The sequence below is a fragment of the Arcobacter roscoffensis genome (assembly GCF_024267655.1).
Classification (GTDB): Bacteria; Campylobacterota; Campylobacteria; order Campylobacterales; family Arcobacteraceae; genus Arcobacter_B; species Arcobacter_B roscoffensis.
The window spans coordinates 766,858-786,969 of record NZ_CP100595.1 but is presented as its reverse complement, the minus strand read 5'-3'; the positions used below and the strand labels follow the sequence as shown (position 1 = coordinate 786,969).

Here is a 20,112-nt window from a genome sequence, read left to right as displayed (position 1 = left end):
TTTATTTTCCTAAGTCTTTTAAGTTTGATATTTGAACTTTCATTTGCTCATACACCTCACTCATACCAGCTTTTAAAACTAAATCATCACTATTTAAACCTTCAAGTATTTCAAAACCATCAGATGTTAACTCTCCTACTTTAACCATAGTTTTTTTAACCATATAATCTTTTTGACTTTTTTCATTTCTTATAAGGGTATATACAAAATATCCCTCTTTATCATTTAAAACACTATTTGATGGAACACAATAAATACTAGTTTTTGAATCATCTAAAAGATTAAAATAAACATCAGCTGACATACCTGACTTGATTAAATTTGAGCTATTGTTTAGCTTTGCCACTACTTTATAAGTTTTACTTTTAGATGAAGCATATTTTGATACTTCTTTTACTTTTGCTGTAAATACTCTATTTTTATCAAGTGAAGTAAATACAACTTTTACTAAATCATTTTGTTTTATTCTATTGATTATTGACTCAGGAACTTGAACTGATACTTCATCTATTAGTTTATCTCCTAATAAAACAACAGGTGTTCCTACTGCTACATTTTCATTTTCATGTACATACTTTAGAGAAATATACGCATTCATAGGTGAGTAAAGTTTTGTATATGAAAGTTTTAGTTTTGCATAATCTAGCTCTTTTGTGATATTTTTAACCTTTGCACTTGTAGCTTCATAGGCTGCTTTTGCTTTATCTATATCGCTTACACTTGCATTTTGATTTATGTATAGTTTCTTAACTCTTTCATAAGTACTTTTGGCATTTTGTAAACTAGCCCTTGCTTCACTTAGTGCATATTTTATTTGAGAAACTCTTAGTTCATAAGGCTTTGAATCCAACTTTGCTATTAACTCATCTTTTTTTACTTCATCACCTATTTTTGTTTTTAGATATATGATGTTTCCTTCAACTTTAAAGCTTAATTTTGTTTCATTATTTGAAATAGCAGTTGCATTAAAAACTCTATTTTCATTTGAATCTTTAGCTATTGGTAAAGTAGCAAATACTGTTTTAATATCTTGTTTTTGCACTTTTTCTTCTTTTTCTTGACAAGCAGTAAAAGCTACTAAAATAAATATGGCTAAAACTAAGTTTTTCAATTTTTATCCTTTATAATCTCATGTATTTTTTTTTCAACTTCTTCTTTTTTTATCTCATCAAGTAAAATATCTATTCGTCCACTAAAAAAATAAATAGAACTTAAATCCACTAGATATTCAATATTTGAAATACTTAGATTTAACTTTGAAACTATATATGAGTTTTGAGCATCTAAAAGTGAGATAATATTCTCTTTTCCTTTTTTATATTTATCTTCAATTAACTCATAATTCTTTTTTGAAGAGTTCAATGAGTCCTTAGAATATGATATTTTTGAGTAAGAGTGAGATAATGACTCATAGTTTTTTCTTACATTTTCTATTATTAGGTTTTTTACATCATTGTATTGAAGTTTTAAATCGATTAGTTCTACTTCATTTTTTTGAATCTTTGATTTTTTAACTCCACCTTCATATAAAGAAAGATTTATATTAATAACAGCTTGATACTCTTTATCATCCCAAGTTCTTGGTAAATCAGATGCTTCACCACCTCTTTTTAGAACTTTTTTTGCACTTCCCTCAAAGGCAATACTTGGCAAATAATAAGAGTCTTTATTCATTTGTAAGTGTTCATTTTTTGCTTTTATTAGCTCTTTTATTTGCTTTAATCTTGGATGAGTATGAACTATATTTCTTGTAAAAGCTTCTTGAACTTTCACATCTTTAAGATATGTAATTGCATCTTTATTTAAAAGTTTAAAAAGTTTTGAGTTTAGTCCATACTCTAAATAATCATATTCATTTTTTATTCTAAGTAAGTTTGATAGTTCCACTTTTAGCTTTTTTAACTTTTTTTGAGAAGTTGCCAATTGAATATTTGCATTTGCCAATTCACTTTGCCATCTATATACATCACTTCTATCTTGTACTCCTATTTGAACTCTTTGTTTTGCAAATAAAAGATTTCTTTGTATGAAATCATGTTTTATTTTTATGATTTTATTGTATTGTTTTGCTTTAATTATGTTTAAATATATAAGTGTTGCTTTGTATAAAATCTCATCATCTAAAGCCTTGGCTTCTTGTTTTGTAGATTTATATAAAAGTTTATTTATCTCTATATTTTTCAAAACCTTATCTGAATAAATAAGCTGAGACACTTTAACTCCTGCTTCCATTGTTCTTTGGGGATTTAGACCTCTACTAGCAAGTGCTCTATCTTCATCAATTTCTATATAGTTTGAGAAAATATCTATTTTAGGTTTATATAGACTTTTTGTTTCATGAACACCTATTTCTTGAAGTTTTATGCTATTTTGATTTCTTTTTATTTTAAGATTATTTTTTACAGCTAGGTTTAAAACCTCTTTTAGATTTAAAGTTTTTAGATTTTTGTTTTCTTCTTCTTTGAAAACTAAAGCTTTGTTTTTTATATGTATAGTTTTTCTTTTTTTCTCTTTTAGATACTCAAAAATACCTAAAGCAGTAGTTCGTATAACTCTATTTTCATCATAAATAGATGATATTAGATTATATGTAATTATATAAGAGTCTTGTTTTTTAGGCTTTGAGCCTATACTATTTAGTAAAAAGACTGCATCTTTATTCCTAAGTAAATTTTGACAACCTTTAGAACAAACTTCTATTTTATAGTTTATTTTATCACTACTTGAAAAAAGTTTTTTACTCTCTTTTTTTATAGCTTGTATATAAGTTTGTGATGTTTTATCCACAACTAACTTTAGACTATAATCTTTACTAAAAACAAGGCTTGTAAAAACTATAAATATCAAAATAAAAATTTTTCTCATTTTATGCCTTTTTGTTTAAATAATTAATTGAAGTTAATAGATTTGTATCTTCTAAACCTTTTATTGTCATATAAGGTTTTATAAAATATAGAATATTTAAGATACCATTTCTTCTTCTTTGCTTTTCGTCATCCAACCTATCTATGAGCCAATAGATTTCCCATTGAGTTACGATAATCCAAGTGTTTGATACTAAAAAATCAAGTTCATCTTCTTCTAGTCTTTTCATATATCCATATTTTATTTGATGGGTATAAACATATTTTATTTGCTGTTTTTTTTGAATATGGCTTTTTTCAAAAGCCTCTTTTACTTTGGGGTAGTTTTGATAGATATTGTTAAGTTCAAGTCTGAAAAAACGATACTTTAACTCATAAGTCATTTGTTGTTGTAAAAAATCATAATAATCAAAGGCTAAATCTTGTCCATCTCTTACGCTTGTAAGCTGTTTTGATATCAAAGACATAAACTCTTCATAAATAGCTATGATAATCTCTTCTTTATTTTTAAAATAATAGTACAAATTCCCTACACTAATACCAAGCTTTGAAGCTATGTGTCTAGTACTTGTATTTATACAACCCTTTTCATTAAAAAGATTTATTGATTCTTGAATTATTAGATTTTTTCTACTTGTCATAAAACACCTTTTAGAACATTTGTTCTAATTATAGAACAAGTGTTCTAAAAGAGTAATTAAAAAATATATTATTATATCTATATTTTATTTTTTTGATGTTTTAAATAAGAAGTTTTAATTGAGCATAAAAACTAGAGTTAAACTCTAGTTTTATCTTGCGTAGAAAGTGTTGTTTATATCTATAGTAATACCATTTATATACTCAGGACAATCAGTAGCTAACCAAACAATAGCTTTTGCAACTTCTTCAGGTTCTGCAAATCTGTTTGTAACAACTGCTGCTTTAAAGGCTGCTTTTCTTTTTTCATCATTGTCATTTTGCATATCAGTCTCAGCAGCACTTGGAGCTACACAATTTACTGTGATACCATCACTTCCAAGAAGTTTTCCATAAATTTTAGTAGCATTTATAAGTCCTGCTTTTGCAATACCATACCATACATCTGGGTGACCTATTTGACCTGCGATTGAAGCTGTGTTTACTATTCTTCCATATTTTCTTTTTTTCATGCCAACACTAAAAAGATTCATAAGCTCAACTGGTGCATGTAAGTCTACATTCATTAAGTGTTCTTTTGCTTCTTTTGGATAGTTGTCATAAGTGTATTTTGGCTGCATATAACCTGCGTTGTTTATAAGTACATCTATTTCACCAACTTCTTTAGCTAAAACTGGTAAGTTTTCAATATCTGATAAATCATACTGAATTTCCGTTACATTTGGTAAGCCACCTAACTGAAAATTATCAAAGTTTCTTGCAACTACAACAATCTCATAGTCAAGTTCTAAAAGTGCAGTTGCAACTGCTAAACCAATACCTTTATTTCCACCTGTAATTAAAGCTCTTTTTTTACTCATAATTATCTCTCCATAATTTTTATATGGCTTAAGTATATAAAGGCTTTGGTTTTATATCTCTTAAATTAAAAGCTAAGTATTTTAAAAAGTATTCCAATCATCATCTTCTTCACTTGAAGTATCAATTGGTTTTTCGTTTGTTGTTTTACATGTAAGTTTTAAAGGGTAGTTTTTCATTTGTAGCTTTCTCCTATATTTCATATGGAGATTATTTTATAAAAAAAGTGTATCGTAAAGGTATCTTTTTATGAATTCTTTCTAATTATTTCCATTATTCTTTTTCTTTCATCATTTTTACACTGTACAATTTCTCTTTTACTTCTTGTGTTTTTAAAACAAGTAAGAGTTTTAGAAAGTAACCTTACTCTTTTGTACATTTTATCAAGTCTTGCAACTTCCACTCTAATCTCATATCTATCAATCAAAGCTTGTTTTTCTTCTTTTAATTTTTTAAACTCACTTGAAAAATCAGAGTTGTTATTTGCAAATAATAGTGTTGAGAATACTAAATATGAAATAACTTTTAAAATAACGAATCCTTTTTTATTGATAATATCATTTTTTTGTTGAATTTGGAAGTAAAATAGACATAAATTTAGAAAAATAAAACACGAAATTATTCGTGTTCTATTTTTCAAGTAAATGTTCGTATTTTTTATCTGTAAGTAGTTTCATAAAAGCTACTAAGGCTTCTACTTTTCTGTCATTTTGTTTTTTAGCTTTTAGCTCTTCTAGTGAGATAGTCTCTTCAACTTCTGGTTTATCCCAAGGTTTATTTGTTTCAGGATTTAGTTTTCTATTTTGATTATTGTATTTATCATAAAACTCAACTACAGTTTTTAGCTCTTTAAAGACTCCATTGTGCATGTATGGTGCTGTTACTGCTACATTTCTTAGTGTTGGAACTTTGTATTTTCCTTTGTGTTTTTCATCACTTACAGTTGGGTTATTTAAAAGTCCATTATCAATTTGTGTTACACCATTTTTTGCTCTAAGTTCGTGATTTATTGGAACTCCAATATTATGATACTCATAGTTTGTAAATATCTCACCTAACTTATCTTCACCTTTTAGTACATGACAAGTGGCACAAGAGTTATTGTTATTTGAGAAAAATAGTGTTCTTCCTAAATCTTCTAATACAGTTAATTCATATTCACCTTTTAAATATCTATCATATTTAGAATCAAAAGGTGAAAACTCATCTGTCATCTCAAACTTCTCTATTGCATCTGCCATTGCTTTATAAGCTTCTTCATTTGAAGAGAAAATATCTTTTCCATAAACTTCTTTAAATGTTTTTACATAATAAGGATTTTCTTTGATTCTATCAACTACAGCTTTTTTACTTGGCATTCCCATTTCAATAGGATTTGTAGGAGGTCCACCTGCTTGACCTGCTAACGTTGCTTCTCTACCATCCCAAAATTGACCACCTATATACTTTTGTTTTTTCTCATCAAAATGAAACTTTGGTGAAAACTTAGCGTATGCTGCACTTGGAGCTTGTCTATCCCCCAATGATTTTCCATCATCTCCAAGTGAAGCCATTGCTTTTATTCCATTATCTCTATCATCGGCAAATCCTTTTTGTGGATTGTGACAAGTTGAGCATGATTGAGTTCTATTTTTTGAAAGGTTTACATCAAAAAATAGCGATCTACCTAAATCCTCTTTTACTTTTACATTTACTAACTCTTGAGCTTTTGATACCTCTGCATTGTTTGTACAAGCAGTAAATACTAAAGCCGTTGCAATAACTAAGGCAAATGATTTTATATATTTCATTACCTTTTACCTCCTACTAAATTTTTAAATGGTGCTATTATTAAATTTGCTATTGAATTGTACTCATTCATTTGCTCTCTTCTTAAACCAAATTTTAAAACTTTTACATCTTTTGAAAACTTCAATGTTCCAAAAACCCAATCCCAAATAGCCAAATATCCACCATAGTTTTTATTGAAATACTTCTTACTATGATGTACTTGATGTTGTTTTGGTGAGATAAAAAATCTCTCCAATAATTTGGGATAAGAAAAAGCAACATGAGAGTGTCTTAAATTTGAGCCTATAAGTGAAAAAGCAAAGACAAGTACATTTACCCCTAAAATAGCGTATATATCAATCATCGCACCAAAAAAGTATATAAACACCCCTGTTACAAGTCCAATACTAAGAGAGTATCTGAGTCCGAAAAGTAAGTTCTCAACTGGATGAACCCTATAAAATGTAATAGGTGTTAATACCTTTGCGCTGTGATGTATCTTGTGAAATTCCCATAAAAATGGAATAGTATGTAAAAATCTATGAGTCCAATACCGTGTAAAATCACTTACAAGAAATAGACAAATTGTATACATCAGCAAAACAGCCTCATAAGAAAAGAAGCTGTTTTCATAAAAGTCAAAAGCTAAATAAAGCTGTTTATTTATAAATAAAGCGATAGTTTTTGCACTAATTACTATGGGAAATAGCATAAATACTTTTATAAAATATCCAATAAAAAAGTAATAATAATCAAGCTTCGCACTTGGATGAAACCAAAGCTTTGAAGATAAAGTTAACCTTAATTGTTTTTTATTAAAATAAAAATATATACATGCTATTAAAATAGAAGATAAGATATATCCCCAAAATACTCTTTTATTTGGGTTTATAAAATACTCTAGTGCAAAAAAATCACTCACTTTTTAATCTCCATCAGCATCAAGTATTTTTGCAGTTACGGCTAATTCTTCAACAAGTGATAAATAGTAAGCATTGTGAAGCTCTTTTGTTGCTTCATATAAAAGTTTTGCTTTTGAAAAGTCATCGTTTTTATAGTTTTCTAACTCTTTTAATGATTTACTTAAAGCCTCTTGTGCCTCAATAATAGCTCTTTTTGCCCCTGCATTTTTAGCCATTGTTGCAAAGTTTTCATAAGACTTATCACCAATTACCTCATCATGAGCTTTTAAAATAGCTTTTATTGCATTTAGTGAGTTTTTACTTAGATAATACTCTGCTCTTTGGTTTTTTGGATCATTTTTATATTTTGCAGCATATCCTGATGGTTCCCCAACTCTCCACTCTCTTAATCTATAAGAACTTGAAATAAGTGTATTTATTACAAGTGAATTTTCCCACTTTTCACTTTTTGAACCTGTTTTTAAATACTCTTTATATACATCTTTAATATCTTCTAAATTTGAAATAATAGTATCTAGGATATTTACAGCAAGAAGTTTTTCTCTTTTTGTGATTATTTCATCATTAAAAAGTACATACTCCAAAGCATTTATAGTTCTAAATGAGTTCTTAAAAAGTGCAATTCTTGGCTCATCATTTGAATCAATTGCTCTTTGCATTTGTTCACTTAAATCCTCTTTTAAATTATGATATACATCTATATATCTTGGTGTATCAATATAATTTTCATCAATATCACCTGCAAAATATAAAGCTTCTACTTTTTTCCACTCTGACACTAAGTTTTCAAAATTCTTTTTGTTTGTATTTTCTTTTAAACTCTTTGCAGATTCTATTGTTTTGTTTACATTTGGAACTGATACATTTTCTAAAATCGAGTGTAAACTAGTTTGTGCAAACATACTAGTTGCTAAAAATGCTGTTGTTATTAATAGTTTTTTCATTATAACCTTTCTAAAAATTTAATTAATTTTTCTCTTTGTTCTTTTGAAGCACTCATATATTTTTGTTTTGATATTTCTGCTTCACCACCATGCCAAAGTATTGCTTCTTGGAAATCTCTTGCTCTTCCATCATGTAATAATCTTGGCTTTTTTTTATTTATCTTTTCATGAAGAGCCAATCCCCATAAAGGAGCTGTTCTAAACTCTCTTTCATTAGCTTTAAACTCAACTCTTCCATCACTTAAGCCCTCACCCATATCATGTAAAAGCATATCTGTAAAAGGTTCTATATTAAAACCATCTACAGTTTTAAGACTTGTTTTATGGCACTTTGCACAATCTAAGCCTTTAAAAATTTCTAAACCTTCCAAATGCTCTTCATCTTTTTTGGGTTTATATGTTTTTAAATTTCTTATATAAAAATCAATAGCACCTAATCTTTCATCTGTAATATCTTTTTTATGCCAAGGTTTTGGCGCTTCATTACAAAGTTTTTGAAAAGAAGTACAGTTTTCATTGGACTGTAAAAAAGTTGTTAAACCCATGTCATTGTTTGCTGCACCTGCTATTTGTTCTATAACAGTGGCAGCACTTGCTTTCCATGTGTATCTTCCAATCTCTTCTTTTTTTGTAAGAGGAGAATATACTCTATTAGCTCGGCCAGAAATACCATCACCATCCTTATCAAACTCATCTTCATTTGATAAAATCTCTTCATCTGATACTTTTTCTAATAATCCTAAACCATTTAAAGATTGAGCCATTCTATAAGTGATTGCTGTATTTTTAGCAAGCTTGCCATAGTTTTTATCAATAAGTTCATATTTTGGTTTCAAGATAGTATCTACTTCACCATCAGGAAACTTTACTTTTATCTCTTGAAACTTCACATCAACTCTAGCTTCAAAAGGCACACCATGAATTCCATTAACTGATATTTGTGAACCATATCTTGGCTCTGGAACAAAACCTTGTTTTTCAAATAGTTCTTTATGCTCTTTTGAATTATCAAAAGGGATAGATAGTCTTGCTACAAGTGACCTTGAAGGTTTCATTTTATTATTATATAAACTTCCTCTTCCATTTCTTGGATGACATGACACACAAGTATTTGAGTTAAAAAGTGGTCCTAAACCATCCCTTGCAGTTGTTGCACTTGGAGCTTCTACCCAAGGTATTACAAAAAAACTTCTTCCTAAAATAAACTGATCATATTGTTCATCATTTAGTCCTTTTACAGGCTTTTCAAGTAATGACTTATTTTTTTCTGATGAGAAATATTTGCCTTCATTATTAACGGCAAAAAGCCCTGTAGTAAAAATTACTACAAGGCTTTTAGTTAAAATAGCTTTTTGTAAAAAAGAAAAACTAGATTTGTGTTTCTTCTGCATCTGTAACATCATCTGTTGTTAAACTAATTCCATTTGCTTTTGCTACATTTACCATCTCATCACCAAGTTTTCTCATCTCATTTTTAAGTTTTACAATAACTTTTGCTTGAGGATTTCCTGGTTGAATTTGGTAATCAAAATGTTGTTTTGTTTTTGCCATTTCATCAACTATATTGATTTTAGCTTCAATTGACGCCATTTTATTTAAAATTCTTTGTTTAGTATCAGCATCAACTGCATCTAATAATGAAGGACCAAATTTTTTACCATCGTAAGTTGAAGTTAAAATATTTCTAAATCCTAAATAGTTCATAGCAATATCTCTGTGAGTATTATCTGAGAAACAAGAATGTTCATCTTCTTCTGATGGAGTTAAAACCGCAACTGCAATTCTTTCATTTGCTAATTCAGATTTGATAAATACACCCATTCCAGCAATGATTTGTTTTAATGCTTCTTCTTTTGAAATATTTTTAGAAGCATTATCACCTAAAAGTTTACCTTGTAATGCTGCTTGGTATAATCCAGCTGTTCCATTTACATCTTTTTCCCAAGCTGATTTTACAGTTGTTAAATCAGATACGATTTTATCTGCTGCTGCTTGTAAATATGCAATTCTTCTATCTGCATTTTTATCAGCTGTAAAGTCTGTTAAACTTCTTTGACCTGCTGTTAAAGCACCTTTAGTAACTGAATCTTTGATAAAGTTAGAATAATCTTGGTCTTGTCCCCACAATAAAAACTCAATTGCATGATAACCTGTAGATACATTTGCATCTCCACCATTTTCATTTAATGCAGTTAAAGCATCAACAGTAATTTTCTTAACATTTACAGCTTGAGCGTCTTCACCACCTGGATTAAATACACCTGCTGTATCTATGATATTTCCAGAAGTTTTATTTCCATTTGCATCAATAGTATAATCAATCATATTTTCATCTAAAGGCCATGCGTTTAATTGTCCTTCAAGTGAACCATAAGAATCTGCAACCCATCCTTCTTCAGCATCAATAGGACCATTTGCTAATCTAAAGATTTCAGTTTGCCCATAAGATTCTCTTGAAATTAACCAAGCTTTTTTTGCTTGTTCAAAAGTATATTTAGTTGGTTTTGTAGCAAAAGCATCAATTCTAAATTTTAAGTTGATTGCATCATTTAAAGCATCATTGTAATTTGCAAGTGCAATATTTGAATATGCACCTAAGATAGTATTTGCTTGTTGTGTCATTTGTGTTGGTGTTGTACTTTGAGATGATGTAGCACAACCAGTTAAAGCTAAAGCAGCCACTACAGATAAAGAAGCTGCAAAAATTTTAGTTTTATTAAACATTATGTTCCTTTTTAATTTTAATTTTAATATCAATTATCATTAATGTAATTAAATCTAAAAAAAACTTTTATTAAACTTAAAAATGATAATAATTATCATAACAATCTAAAAAATGTTTAAGATATTATTTAAGAGAATAAATCTATACTTGATTGTATAAGATATAATAATACAAAGGAGCTATTATGTTTAGATTTATTTTATTACTAGTAAGTTTGTCTTTAAGTTTATTCGCAGTTAAACCTGAGGCTTTACAATATAGTGGTTTTGAAGTAACTCATACCTACTCAAATAATACAAAAGAAAAATATACAATCGAGAGAAAAGTAGATGGAAGTTGTATAGGAATTGGTGTTAGTCCATATTTTTTTGATGAGTCATATATAAAAGAAGATATTGATGAGTCTTGTAAGAAAGTTTTTATTACTACAACAGGAGCTATTCAAAACAATAAGATTGATAAAGATATAAAAAATCTAGGTGAAAATGAACTAATGCATTTTATTTACTCAAAATCAACAAAAAACCCTGATAAATATATCTTGGTTGATTCAAGAAATAAAGCTTGGTTTGACTTTGCAACTATTCCTAGTGCTGTAAATATATATTATGATGATTTAAAATATGATTTTGATTTTGAAGAGGATTTCTATAGAGCATATAAAACATTAGGTGTAAAAGTTATAGATGATGATAAGTTTGATTTTACAAATGCAAAAACAGCAGTGTTTTTTTGTAATGGAGCTTGGTGTCCCCTCTCTTCAAAAAGTATCAGACATCTAATAAATATAGGTTATCCAAAAGATAAACTTCTTTGGTATAGAGGTGGTGTTCATGCTTGGAGTATGGTAGCACTTCCTTTAACTAAAAAATTAAAAGAGTAAGGTTTTCTTACTCTTTTAGCTTTTAAAATAAAGACTTGAAGTTATTTAGAAGTTCTTTTGCTCCCTCATCTCCTAGTTTTTCTTTTAGTTTATCACCTAATTTATCATTGATTTTTTCTTCGATTTTATTTTTTAGTAAACCTTTTGTATTAAGTTTTACCTTTGGACTTTTCATATTTCCTTTTACATTAAAATCAAGATTTAGTTTTCTTATTTTGGCTTTTATGTCTGCATTTACATATGATTTATTTAAATCAAGAAGTGATTTTGTTACATCAATTTGAGTATTTTTACTCTTCATATTTACAATAGTTTTTAAAACCATATTATTTATATCACTATTTATATCAACTGTATCATAAATCTCTCTTGTTAAGTCAAATTTTGCAAACTGATTTATTAAGACTGAAAAGTCATTTGCTAAGAAGTGTCCTTTTATAAGACTTCCTGTTAGTTTTCCTTTTTTTAATAAAAGGTTGTAGTTTAAAGCTAAATTAGAAGTCGAATCAAACACCTCTGGATAATACATCATATGAGTCAACTCTTTTATCTCTACACCTTTTACATTTGCAGTAAAATCATTGTTGTTTAGTTTAAAGTCTAAATTTCCACCAAGAAGTTTTGAAGCCCCAGTAACTAATAAACTCTCTTTTTTAGATTCTAACTTACCATTTAAGGCTAGTTTTCCTCTCATTTTTGTCTGAGTTACATCATATAATTTTGATAAACTTGGTACATTTAATACATAATTACTATTTAAAGAAGCCTCTTTTATATTAAATATTGCATTTTTTATATCAAGTTTTGCAAGTGAAGAGTCAACATTTCCATTTGTAATAGCATTTGTTTTTTCAAGATTTGTTTTTGTATCAACTTTATAAGTAACTGCTTGTTTTAGTTTTTGATTAAACTGTTTGTTTATTACTTTATTTACAAGTTTTGCATCTTTTATTTGAGTTGTAACTAAACCTGCAAGATTATTTATATCTGCATTTTTAATATCTGCTATTAGGTCTAAGTTTCCTGTAGAATATTTTGGCTGATTTAAAAGATATAGTAGTTTATCAAGTTTTGCATCTTTTATATTTAAATATAAAAAACTAGGTTTTGCATTTTCTATTTTTGTTTCATAGTTTGTAAAACTATCAAACACATCACTTCTACCTTTTATATCAATAACTCCATTATTTACTTCAACAACTCCATGAGTTGAAAACTTGTCGTTTAATTTTATACCGATTATTTGCTCTAATTTACTTAAATTTGCAATATCAATTTTATAGTTTGATTTCACTTGATTTTTATCTAATAAAACCACAGTCTCATCAGAAGAGATAGTCGATAATGAATTTATAAGTGTTGCTTTTGCTGTGATTTTATTTGGTGTTAAAATAGCATTTGTTCTTGATTTAAATGTAATCTCATCTTTTAATGCCAAATTAAAACTCTTGTTTACAATATCATTATTGATTTTACCATCTATAATACTTGATACTATATTTCCATCTAAAGTAGGAAGTTTTGCATTTTTGATGTTTGCATTTAGATTTAGTACACCCTTTGCATATTTTGCTTGATTTACTAAATATAAAAGTTCTGAGATATTTGCATTTTTAATTGAAAGGTTTATATTTGAGGGCTCATAGTTTTTAAGCTCTAAGTTGTATGAAGTATCACTACTTGCAAGTGTTGAAGTACCATTTATTACTGAAAAGTTTTCGTCACCTTTAAACGTACCTTTTGTTTTTAAAGGACCATTTAATCTTTGATTTATCAAAGGTTCTAATGTTGATAAGTCTTTAACATCAATGTCATATTTTAAATCTACAGTTTTTGAAAATATCTTTAAATCCCCATTGATATTTATATTAGAACTTTTTGCGATTGTTGCATCAAAATTTACACTGTCAAATGTTAATTGAAAATTTTCAACTTTAAAGTTAGCTTCTTTATTTTCAGAATTTACTATATCTTCAATATATGAAGCAATTAAATTGTTTCCTGGTTTTGTAAAAAGCACACCAAAAACAGAACCTATCATGGTTATAAGAATAAAGGTCATTGCCATAAAAAATTTTACCATAAGATATCCTTTCTTTAAACTATTAAAATATTATAACAAAATATTTAAACAGTATACTTTTAGCAATTTCATTAAACTTAAATTTTTCTTTAGTTTTATTTTTAACATATAACACTTAATAATTGTTTAATATACAAAAAGATATACTACCGCCAATCAAAGTGATAAGTAGGGACATGGATCGCATTTATGTGTCTATGGGTTTGTCTTTATTGACAGATTTACGCTATCCGAACAGACTTTGTAAATAAAAATATATTAAGGAATCTAGAATGAAAAAAATCGTTCTTTTAATGCTAGCTATTGCTGGTGCTGCTTTCGCTGCTGATGGTGCAGTTGCAAATGAAACTTTAAAAGCTTACTCTGTAGTTGCTGCAGGTATTGGTCTTGGTCTTGCTGCACTTGGTGGTGCTATCGGTATGGGTAACACTGCTGCTGCAACAATCGCTGGTACTGCTAGAAACCCAGGTTTAGGTGGAAAATTAATGACTACTATGTTCATTGCATTAGCGATGATCGAAGCACAAGTTATTTATGCATTAGTAATTGCGATGATCGCATTATATGCTAACCCATTCTTAGGGTAATCAGTACTTACTACAGAACTGATAACTTAAAAAGGTCAAGAGTTTTTACTCTTGGCCTTTTTTTATGCCTAAAATAAAATTCAACATTTTTAAATTATTATTTTAACTTATACTCAACTATTCCTTATATACTATTATTATAAAAAGTTATATTTTTTACAATAGTAACTCCAAAATGACACTTTTCCTTGATATAATAAAAAAAGTCCAAAAGGAGAAGCCCATGAAAACAACTAGTTTAAAAACAAAAATACTAGCAGTTGTTTCAATATGTATTGTTATATCTTTTTTTATATTAGGTTTTTACAATACTTCAAACAACTATAATAGTCAATATTCATTAGTAAAAAATGAAGAATTAAGTCTTGCAAAAGATAGCTCAAAGTTTATTGATGCATATATACAATCAAAAATTGATATCATTGAAGCACTTACAAAAGATCTTGAAAAAACAGAAATAAATGCAGATGATAAAAATCTTTTAGCTAAACTTGAATTATCTAAAAATGCAGGAAAATTTGTAGATGTTTATGTCGGATTCAATACAGATGGTTCACTTGTTTTATCAAATGGACAAATTTTAAATGTTCCAAAAGATAATTATGATGCAAGAGTTAGACCTTGGTACAAAGATGCAGTAAGTACTAAAAAATCAGGTGTGTCAAAACCTTATATTGATGTATCAACTAAAAAACTTGTAATATCAGTATATACTCCTTTATATCAAAATAATAAACTAATAGGTGTAGTGGGTTCTGATATTTTTATTGATACTATTGTAAATAGTATTTTAAATGTTTCTGTAAATGGTGAGGGGTTTGCATACTTACTTAATAAGCAGGGAAATGTATTAATTCATAAAAACAAAGACTTATTAAATAAAAAAAGTGACTTATACTCACAATTTGATTTATCTTCAGATTTAAACTTTTTAGAAGCTACAGACAAAAATGGTGTAGAAAAACTAATCGCTCATAGTAATATTTCTGAAACTGGCTGGATATTAGTTGTTCAATTAGATAAAGATACAATTTTTGAAGAAATTCAAAAAAATACAATAAAAGAAATAATTTTATATTTCGCACTTCTTGCAATTATTTTAACACTTTTATATTTTGTACTTTTAAAAATTTTATCTCCAATTAAAAAAGTAGAAGATGGGCTAAGATTTTTCTTTAAATATCTAAAAGGCGAAGAATCAAAAATCACAAAACTTAGTATAAATACAAATGATGAGTTTGGAAACATGGCTAAAACTATCGATTTTGAGATGGAAGAAGTTGCAAAGAGTTTAAATAAAGATAAAGAACTTATTGAAAATGTAAAAGATGTAGTTGCACAAGTGAACAATGGAAAACTAGATATAAAAGTTCAAGCATCTACAAATAATAAGTCATTAAATGAATTGAAAGATATACTAAATGACATGATTGAAACAATCAATAAAAATGTAAATAATGATATAAATCCTATTTTAACTCATCTAAAAGAATACTCTGAGCTAAACTTTAAAAATAGTATAGAAAATGCAAATGGTAATGTAGCAATAGGTCTAAATAATCTATGTGATATTATCAATCAAATGCTTCAAGAAAATAAGCATAATGGTTTACAACTAGATGAGAGTTCAAATGAGCTACTTACAAATGTAGATATTTTAAATAAATCATCAAATGAAACTGCTGTATCACTAGAAGAAACTGCAGCTGCTCTTGAAGAGATTACAAGTACTGTTGCAAACAATACTGAAAGAATTTCACAAATGTCTGCCCACTCTGAGGAATTGTCTCAATCAATTAAAAAAGGACAAAGTTTAGCAAACTCAACTGTTGTATCTATGGATGAGATAAATGAACAAACACAAGCAATAGCAGATGCTATTACCGTTATTGACCAAATTGCATTCCAAACGAATATCTTATCACTTAATGCAGCAGTTGAAGCAGCCACTGCTGGTGAAGCAGGAAAAGGTTTTGCAGTAGTTGCACAAGAAGTAAGAAACCTAGCAGCAAGATCAGCAGAAGCTGCCAAAGAAATCAAAGATATTGTTGAAAAAGCAACTGCCAAAACAAACAATGGTAAAACAATAGCTGATGAAATGATAAATGGATATGAAAAATTAAATGAAAATATCTATAAAACAACTGAAGCTATTGGTGATATATCTGATTCTTCAAGAGAGCAAAAAACAAGTATAGAACAAATAAATGATGTAATCAATAGATTAGATCAGCAAACACAAAACAATGCATCTGTTGCAACACAAACACATAATATTGCTAAAAACACTTCAACTTTAGCACAAAAAATACTTGAAACGGTACATCAAAAACAGTTTAGAGATAATTAGTCAAGAGTTTTCTCTTGACTTTGTTCTATTTTAGTTAGTTAAATAGAACATTAAAATATTACTTGTTATACTATGTGTTATCTTCAAACCAAGAGGCTCAATGAAATTAATCACACTTTTAATTTATTTATTATTAACTATTTCTTGGATTTATATTTTATACTTTTCAATAAAAGAAATTGCAAAGGGTAAACTTTCATCTAAATCTTTATTTACCGTGTTATTTTTAATCTTAATTATCGATTCAATCAGGACAATTATTGAGAGTCTTTACTTTGGGACTAGACTTGCTTCTCAATATGGAGTATTACCTAAGGATATATTTTTGATTCTTTCAAATCCCAACTATCTTTTTATACCAAAACTAATAAATGCAATAGCAGCTATATCAATAATATTTTTAATAATTAGAAGATGGTACCCAAATAAAATAAATGAAGAAGATAAACTAAAAGAAAAATACCTTGAAGAAAAAAAGACAAAAGAAGAACTAGAAAGATTAAATAAAAATCTTGATTTACTAGTAAAAGAAAAAACAAAAGAGCTTGAAGAACTAAACAAAAATTTAGAAAATAGAGTAAAAGAAGAAATAGAAAAAAACAAACAAAATGAACAAAGGCTTTTCAATCAATCAAAAATGGCAGCAATGGGAGAAATGATAAAAAACATAGCCCATCAATGGAGACAACCACTAAGCAGTATATCAACACTTTCTAGTGGTACTAAGTTTCAACTAGAACTTGGAAAAGTAGATGAAAAAGATATAAAAGAGAATCTTCAACACATAACAAACACAGCAAAACATATGTCTAAAACAATAGATGATTTTCAAAACTTTTTTAAACCTTCAAAACAAGCTACAACTTTTACTATGCAAGAACTAATAGATGCAAGCCTTAAAATAACAGCCCCAATGCTTAAGTTGGAGCATATTGAACTTGATATCATAAATGAGTCAAACTGTAATATAAAAGGCCCAATAAATGAGTATACACAAGTAATGATAAACTTAATCACAAATGCCAAAGATGCCTTGTCACATAGTGAAGTAGAAAATAAGAAAATAAAATTGCATACAAAAAAAATCAATAACACATGCACTATTAATATAAGTGATAATGCAGGTGGAATAAGAGAAGATATAATAGACAGAGTTTTTGAACCATACTTCACTACAAAACACAAATCCCAAGGTACAGGCCTTGGACTATATATGTCAAAAGAAATAATAGAAAAACACCTAAATGGAAGTATTGAAGTAAAAAACAATAAAGAAGGAGCAGTTTTTACAATCATAATACCTAGTAAAACTTGCTATATTTAAGGGTTTTTTATGGTATAAACAAGTATCATTTCGTCTTTATTGCGACCGTGGTGGAACGGTAGACACGTTAGCTTGAGGGGCTAATGCCAGTACTGGTGTGAGGGTTCAAATCCCTCCGGTCGCACCATTATACTTACAAGACTTAAACTTACTTATTATACAAAATACAAATTAGTCTGATTTAAAAACTAGGCTAAAGGCAACTTTATAATAAACTGTGCACCTTTATATTCTTCACTTTCAAACTCAAAAGATTGATTAGAAGCTTCTATTTTGCCATCCATTCCTTCTATGATTTGTTTACTCATATAAAGCCCTATTCCTGTTCCTTCATCATCTTTTTTTGTAGTAAAGTATGCTTCAAAGATTCTTGGCATTATATTTTTAGGTATTCCTCCGGCATTATCTTTTATTGTTACATAGGCATAGTTGTTTTCAACTTTTGTTTGAATAAACAATACTCTTTTTTTACCTTTTTCAAGTTTTATTAGTTCATCTTTTGCATTTTTAATGATATTAATTAAGACTTGTAGTAGCTCATTTGGAAAACCAAAAACTTTAATACTTTCTATATCCTCTAATAACTGTATGTCATTATTTTTAAATTGTGAACTTATAAGTTTATGAGTTTTTTCAAAAGATATTTTTAAATCAAATTCTCGTTTTTCTTTATCAGGTTTAAAAAAGTTTCTAAAGTCATCAATAGTAGTTGATAAATGCTTTATAGATACATCTATATTATCAATGGCCTCATTTATCTCTTCTTTTGTACTAAAGTCTTTATCTTCTTGATTTAATTTTACTAAACTATTTGACATGGACATTAAGTTTAGGGGTTGTTTCCATTGGTGAGCTATGTTTCCTATCATTTCACCCATTGTTGCCATTTTTGATTGTTGGATTAAAAGTTTCTCCTTTTCATAGGCATTTTTCATTTCACTATCAACTCTTTGTCTATATTCATAAAAAATACTATCAATTCTTTTTGATATATAAAAAGACACAAATATCATTAATAAAACAAAAAATAGACTTATTAAGGCTATTTTCTTAATAGCTTCATCGCTTGATTTTTCTAGTTCTGCTCGCTTTTTATCTAATAAAGAGTATAACTCTTCCATATAGAAACCACTTCCTACAACCCAACCCCAAGGCTCAAACTGTTTTACATATGAAACTTTATCATTTGTGATATTGTTTTTATTTAGGATTACACTACCTTTATATCTTACGAAGCCTTGTTTATTTTCTTGAGCATACTTAAGTATTTCTCGTAAGACATACCTTCCTTCTTTATTTTGCGAGTTGTATCTATTTTTTCCAATAAGTTCTTTTTTTGGATTTGATAAACAAATACCTTTTGAATCATAAACAAAAATATGTTCTGGAGCTTTAAATTCTATTGAATTTAGCTTTTTTAAAATCTTATTTTGTACATATTTTTCATATTCATAGATATAATCACCTGAACCAATAAAAAGCCCATAAGGTTCAAACTTCTTAAAAAAACCTATTTTTTTATCAATTGAATCATCATCTTTACTCTTTTTCCAATACCACTCATAATATGTCTCATCTTTTTCTTTTAATATTCTATTCATATCTTGAATTATAAACTTTCCACTTGCGTCTTTAAAGTTCCAAAGATTTTTTCCTTCTAGATTAGGAAACTCTGAGTTTAAAATACTTTTACCATTAAGTTCATAGATGAAAATATAAGCAAAATCATTGTTGTATCTTATTGTTCTTAAAGTCTCTTTTATTTCATTTATAGTTTTTTCTTTAGAATAATTTTCTCTTGCTACATTTTTATTATAAATACTTAAAGCTATTAAATGAGCTTGTTTTACTTGCTCTTTTACTTCTGTCTTCAACTCTTCAATTTCAATTTCTTTTTCTACTTCAATAAATTTATGAATTTTATTTACTAAGTTTTCAACTGTAGATTTATTATGACTCATATAGTTTTCTTCTATTAAAAGAATTTCTGCATTAATCTCACTTTTCTTCTGCTGAATAAATACACTTGAAATTAGAATTGATAAAACAATAATAATTCCTAGAACACCAAATTTGATAATGTTTAATAATCTCTTTTCTTTATTCCTGTTTTTCATTATTATTATAGACCTTTTATTATTATGTAAAAAAGTAGCCACTTA

General features: G+C 27.8%; 16 protein-coding genes and 1 tRNA gene. 5 read left to right on the top strand and 12 right to left on the bottom strand.

Features of this window, described 5'->3' with window-relative positions; genetic code table 11:
* Nucleotide 1 precedes the first annotated feature (1 nt).
* The 10 genes from NJU99_RS03820 to NJU99_RS03775 form a co-directional block, all read right to left on the bottom strand.
* The gene (locus tag NJU99_RS03820) at nucleotides 2-1,111 is read right to left on the bottom strand and encodes an efflux RND transporter periplasmic adaptor subunit (protein WP_254577405.1); all 1,110 of its coding nucleotides are present in this window, start codon (nucleotides 1,109-1,111) and stop codon (nucleotides 2-4) included.
* Nucleotides 1,108-2,865, bottom strand: a complete 1,758-nt coding sequence (locus tag NJU99_RS03815) for a TolC family protein (RefSeq protein ID WP_254577404.1) — start codon at nucleotides 2,863-2,865, stop codon at nucleotides 1,108-1,110. Before NJU99_RS03815 ends, NJU99_RS03820 begins: the two co-directional genes overlap by 4 nt.
* Before the next feature lies 1 nt (nucleotide 2,866).
* Nucleotides 2,867-3,505: a TetR/AcrR family transcriptional regulator gene (locus NJU99_RS03810; RefSeq protein WP_254577403.1), complete on the bottom strand. Its 639-nt coding sequence runs from the start codon at nucleotides 3,503-3,505 to the stop codon at nucleotides 2,867-2,869.
* A gap of 150 nt (nucleotides 3,506-3,655) precedes the next feature.
* Nucleotides 3,656-4,363 (bottom strand): SDR family NAD(P)-dependent oxidoreductase, encoded by a 708-nt coding sequence (locus NJU99_RS03805; RefSeq protein WP_254577402.1) that lies wholly within the window; start codon nucleotides 4,361-4,363, stop codon nucleotides 3,656-3,658.
* Between the two features lie 245 nt (nucleotides 4,364-4,608).
* Complete coding sequence (locus NJU99_RS03800) at nucleotides 4,609-5,001, bottom strand: hypothetical protein (protein WP_254577401.1); 393 nt, start codon at nucleotides 4,999-5,001, stop codon at nucleotides 4,609-4,611.
* Nucleotides 4,991-6,151: a cytochrome-c peroxidase gene (locus NJU99_RS03795; protein WP_254577400.1), complete on the bottom strand. Its 1,161-nt coding sequence runs from the start codon at nucleotides 6,149-6,151 to the stop codon at nucleotides 4,991-4,993. Before NJU99_RS03795 ends, NJU99_RS03800 begins: the two co-directional genes overlap by 11 nt.
* On the bottom strand, nucleotides 6,151-7,053 hold the full coding sequence (locus NJU99_RS03790; RefSeq protein WP_254577399.1) for a sterol desaturase family protein: 903 nt from the start codon (nucleotides 7,051-7,053) through the stop codon (nucleotides 6,151-6,153). Before NJU99_RS03790 ends, NJU99_RS03795 begins: the two co-directional genes overlap by 1 nt.
* A 3-nt stretch (nucleotides 7,054-7,056) precedes the next feature.
* Complete coding sequence (locus NJU99_RS03785) at nucleotides 7,057-7,998, bottom strand: imelysin family protein (protein ID WP_254577398.1); 942 nt, start codon at nucleotides 7,996-7,998, stop codon at nucleotides 7,057-7,059.
* Nucleotides 7,998-9,389, bottom strand: coding sequence for a di-heme oxidoredictase family protein (locus tag NJU99_RS03780; RefSeq protein WP_254577397.1), 1,392 nt, complete (start codon nucleotides 9,387-9,389; stop codon nucleotides 7,998-8,000). Before NJU99_RS03780 ends, NJU99_RS03785 begins: the two co-directional genes overlap by 1 nt.
* On the bottom strand, nucleotides 9,367-10,722 hold the full coding sequence (locus NJU99_RS03775; protein ID WP_254577396.1) for an imelysin family protein: 1,356 nt from the start codon (nucleotides 10,720-10,722) through the stop codon (nucleotides 9,367-9,369). The genes NJU99_RS03780 and NJU99_RS03775 overlap by 23 nt, the downstream gene beginning before the upstream one ends.
* Before the next feature lie 185 nt (nucleotides 10,723-10,907).
* On the opposite strand from NJU99_RS03775, the gene NJU99_RS03770 reads away from it, so the two are divergent.
* Nucleotides 10,908-11,606 carry a rhodanese-like domain-containing protein gene (locus tag NJU99_RS03770; protein ID WP_254577395.1) on the top strand — a complete coding sequence of 233 codons (699 nt, stop codon included), beginning with the start codon at nucleotides 10,908-10,910 and terminating at the stop codon, nucleotides 11,604-11,606.
* A 22-nt stretch (nucleotides 11,607-11,628) separates the two neighbouring features.
* Here NJU99_RS03770 and NJU99_RS03765 read toward each other — a convergent pair whose 3' ends face one another.
* Nucleotides 11,629-13,689, bottom strand: coding sequence for a hypothetical protein (locus NJU99_RS03765; RefSeq protein ID WP_254577394.1), 2,061 nt, complete (start codon nucleotides 13,687-13,689; stop codon nucleotides 11,629-11,631).
* A 272-nt stretch (nucleotides 13,690-13,961) separates the two neighbouring features.
* Between NJU99_RS03765 and NJU99_RS03760 the strand changes: the two genes are divergently transcribed.
* From NJU99_RS03760 to NJU99_RS03745, 4 genes are all read left to right on the top strand, one after another.
* The gene (locus tag NJU99_RS03760; RefSeq protein ID WP_079579822.1) at nucleotides 13,962-14,276 is read left to right on the top strand and encodes a F0F1 ATP synthase subunit C; all 315 of its coding nucleotides are present in this window, start codon (nucleotides 13,962-13,964) and stop codon (nucleotides 14,274-14,276) included.
* Between the two features lie 223 nt (nucleotides 14,277-14,499).
* Complete coding sequence (locus NJU99_RS03755) at nucleotides 14,500-16,626, top strand: methyl-accepting chemotaxis protein (protein ID WP_254577393.1); 2,127 nt, start codon at nucleotides 14,500-14,502, stop codon at nucleotides 16,624-16,626.
* A gap of 100 nt (nucleotides 16,627-16,726) precedes the next feature.
* Complete coding sequence (locus NJU99_RS03750) at nucleotides 16,727-17,950, top strand: sensor histidine kinase (RefSeq protein ID WP_254577392.1); 1,224 nt, start codon at nucleotides 16,727-16,729, stop codon at nucleotides 17,948-17,950.
* 41 nt (nucleotides 17,951-17,991) lie between these two features.
* Nucleotides 17,992-18,077 (top strand) — tRNA-Leu (locus NJU99_RS03745).
* A gap of 61 nt (nucleotides 18,078-18,138) precedes the next feature.
* Here NJU99_RS03745 and NJU99_RS03740 read toward each other — a convergent pair.
* Nucleotides 18,139-20,067 carry a sensor histidine kinase gene (locus NJU99_RS03740; RefSeq protein WP_254577391.1) on the bottom strand — a complete coding sequence of 643 codons (1,929 nt, stop codon included), beginning with the start codon at nucleotides 20,065-20,067 and terminating at the stop codon, nucleotides 18,139-18,141.
* Between the last annotated feature and the right edge of the window lie 45 nt (nucleotides 20,068-20,112).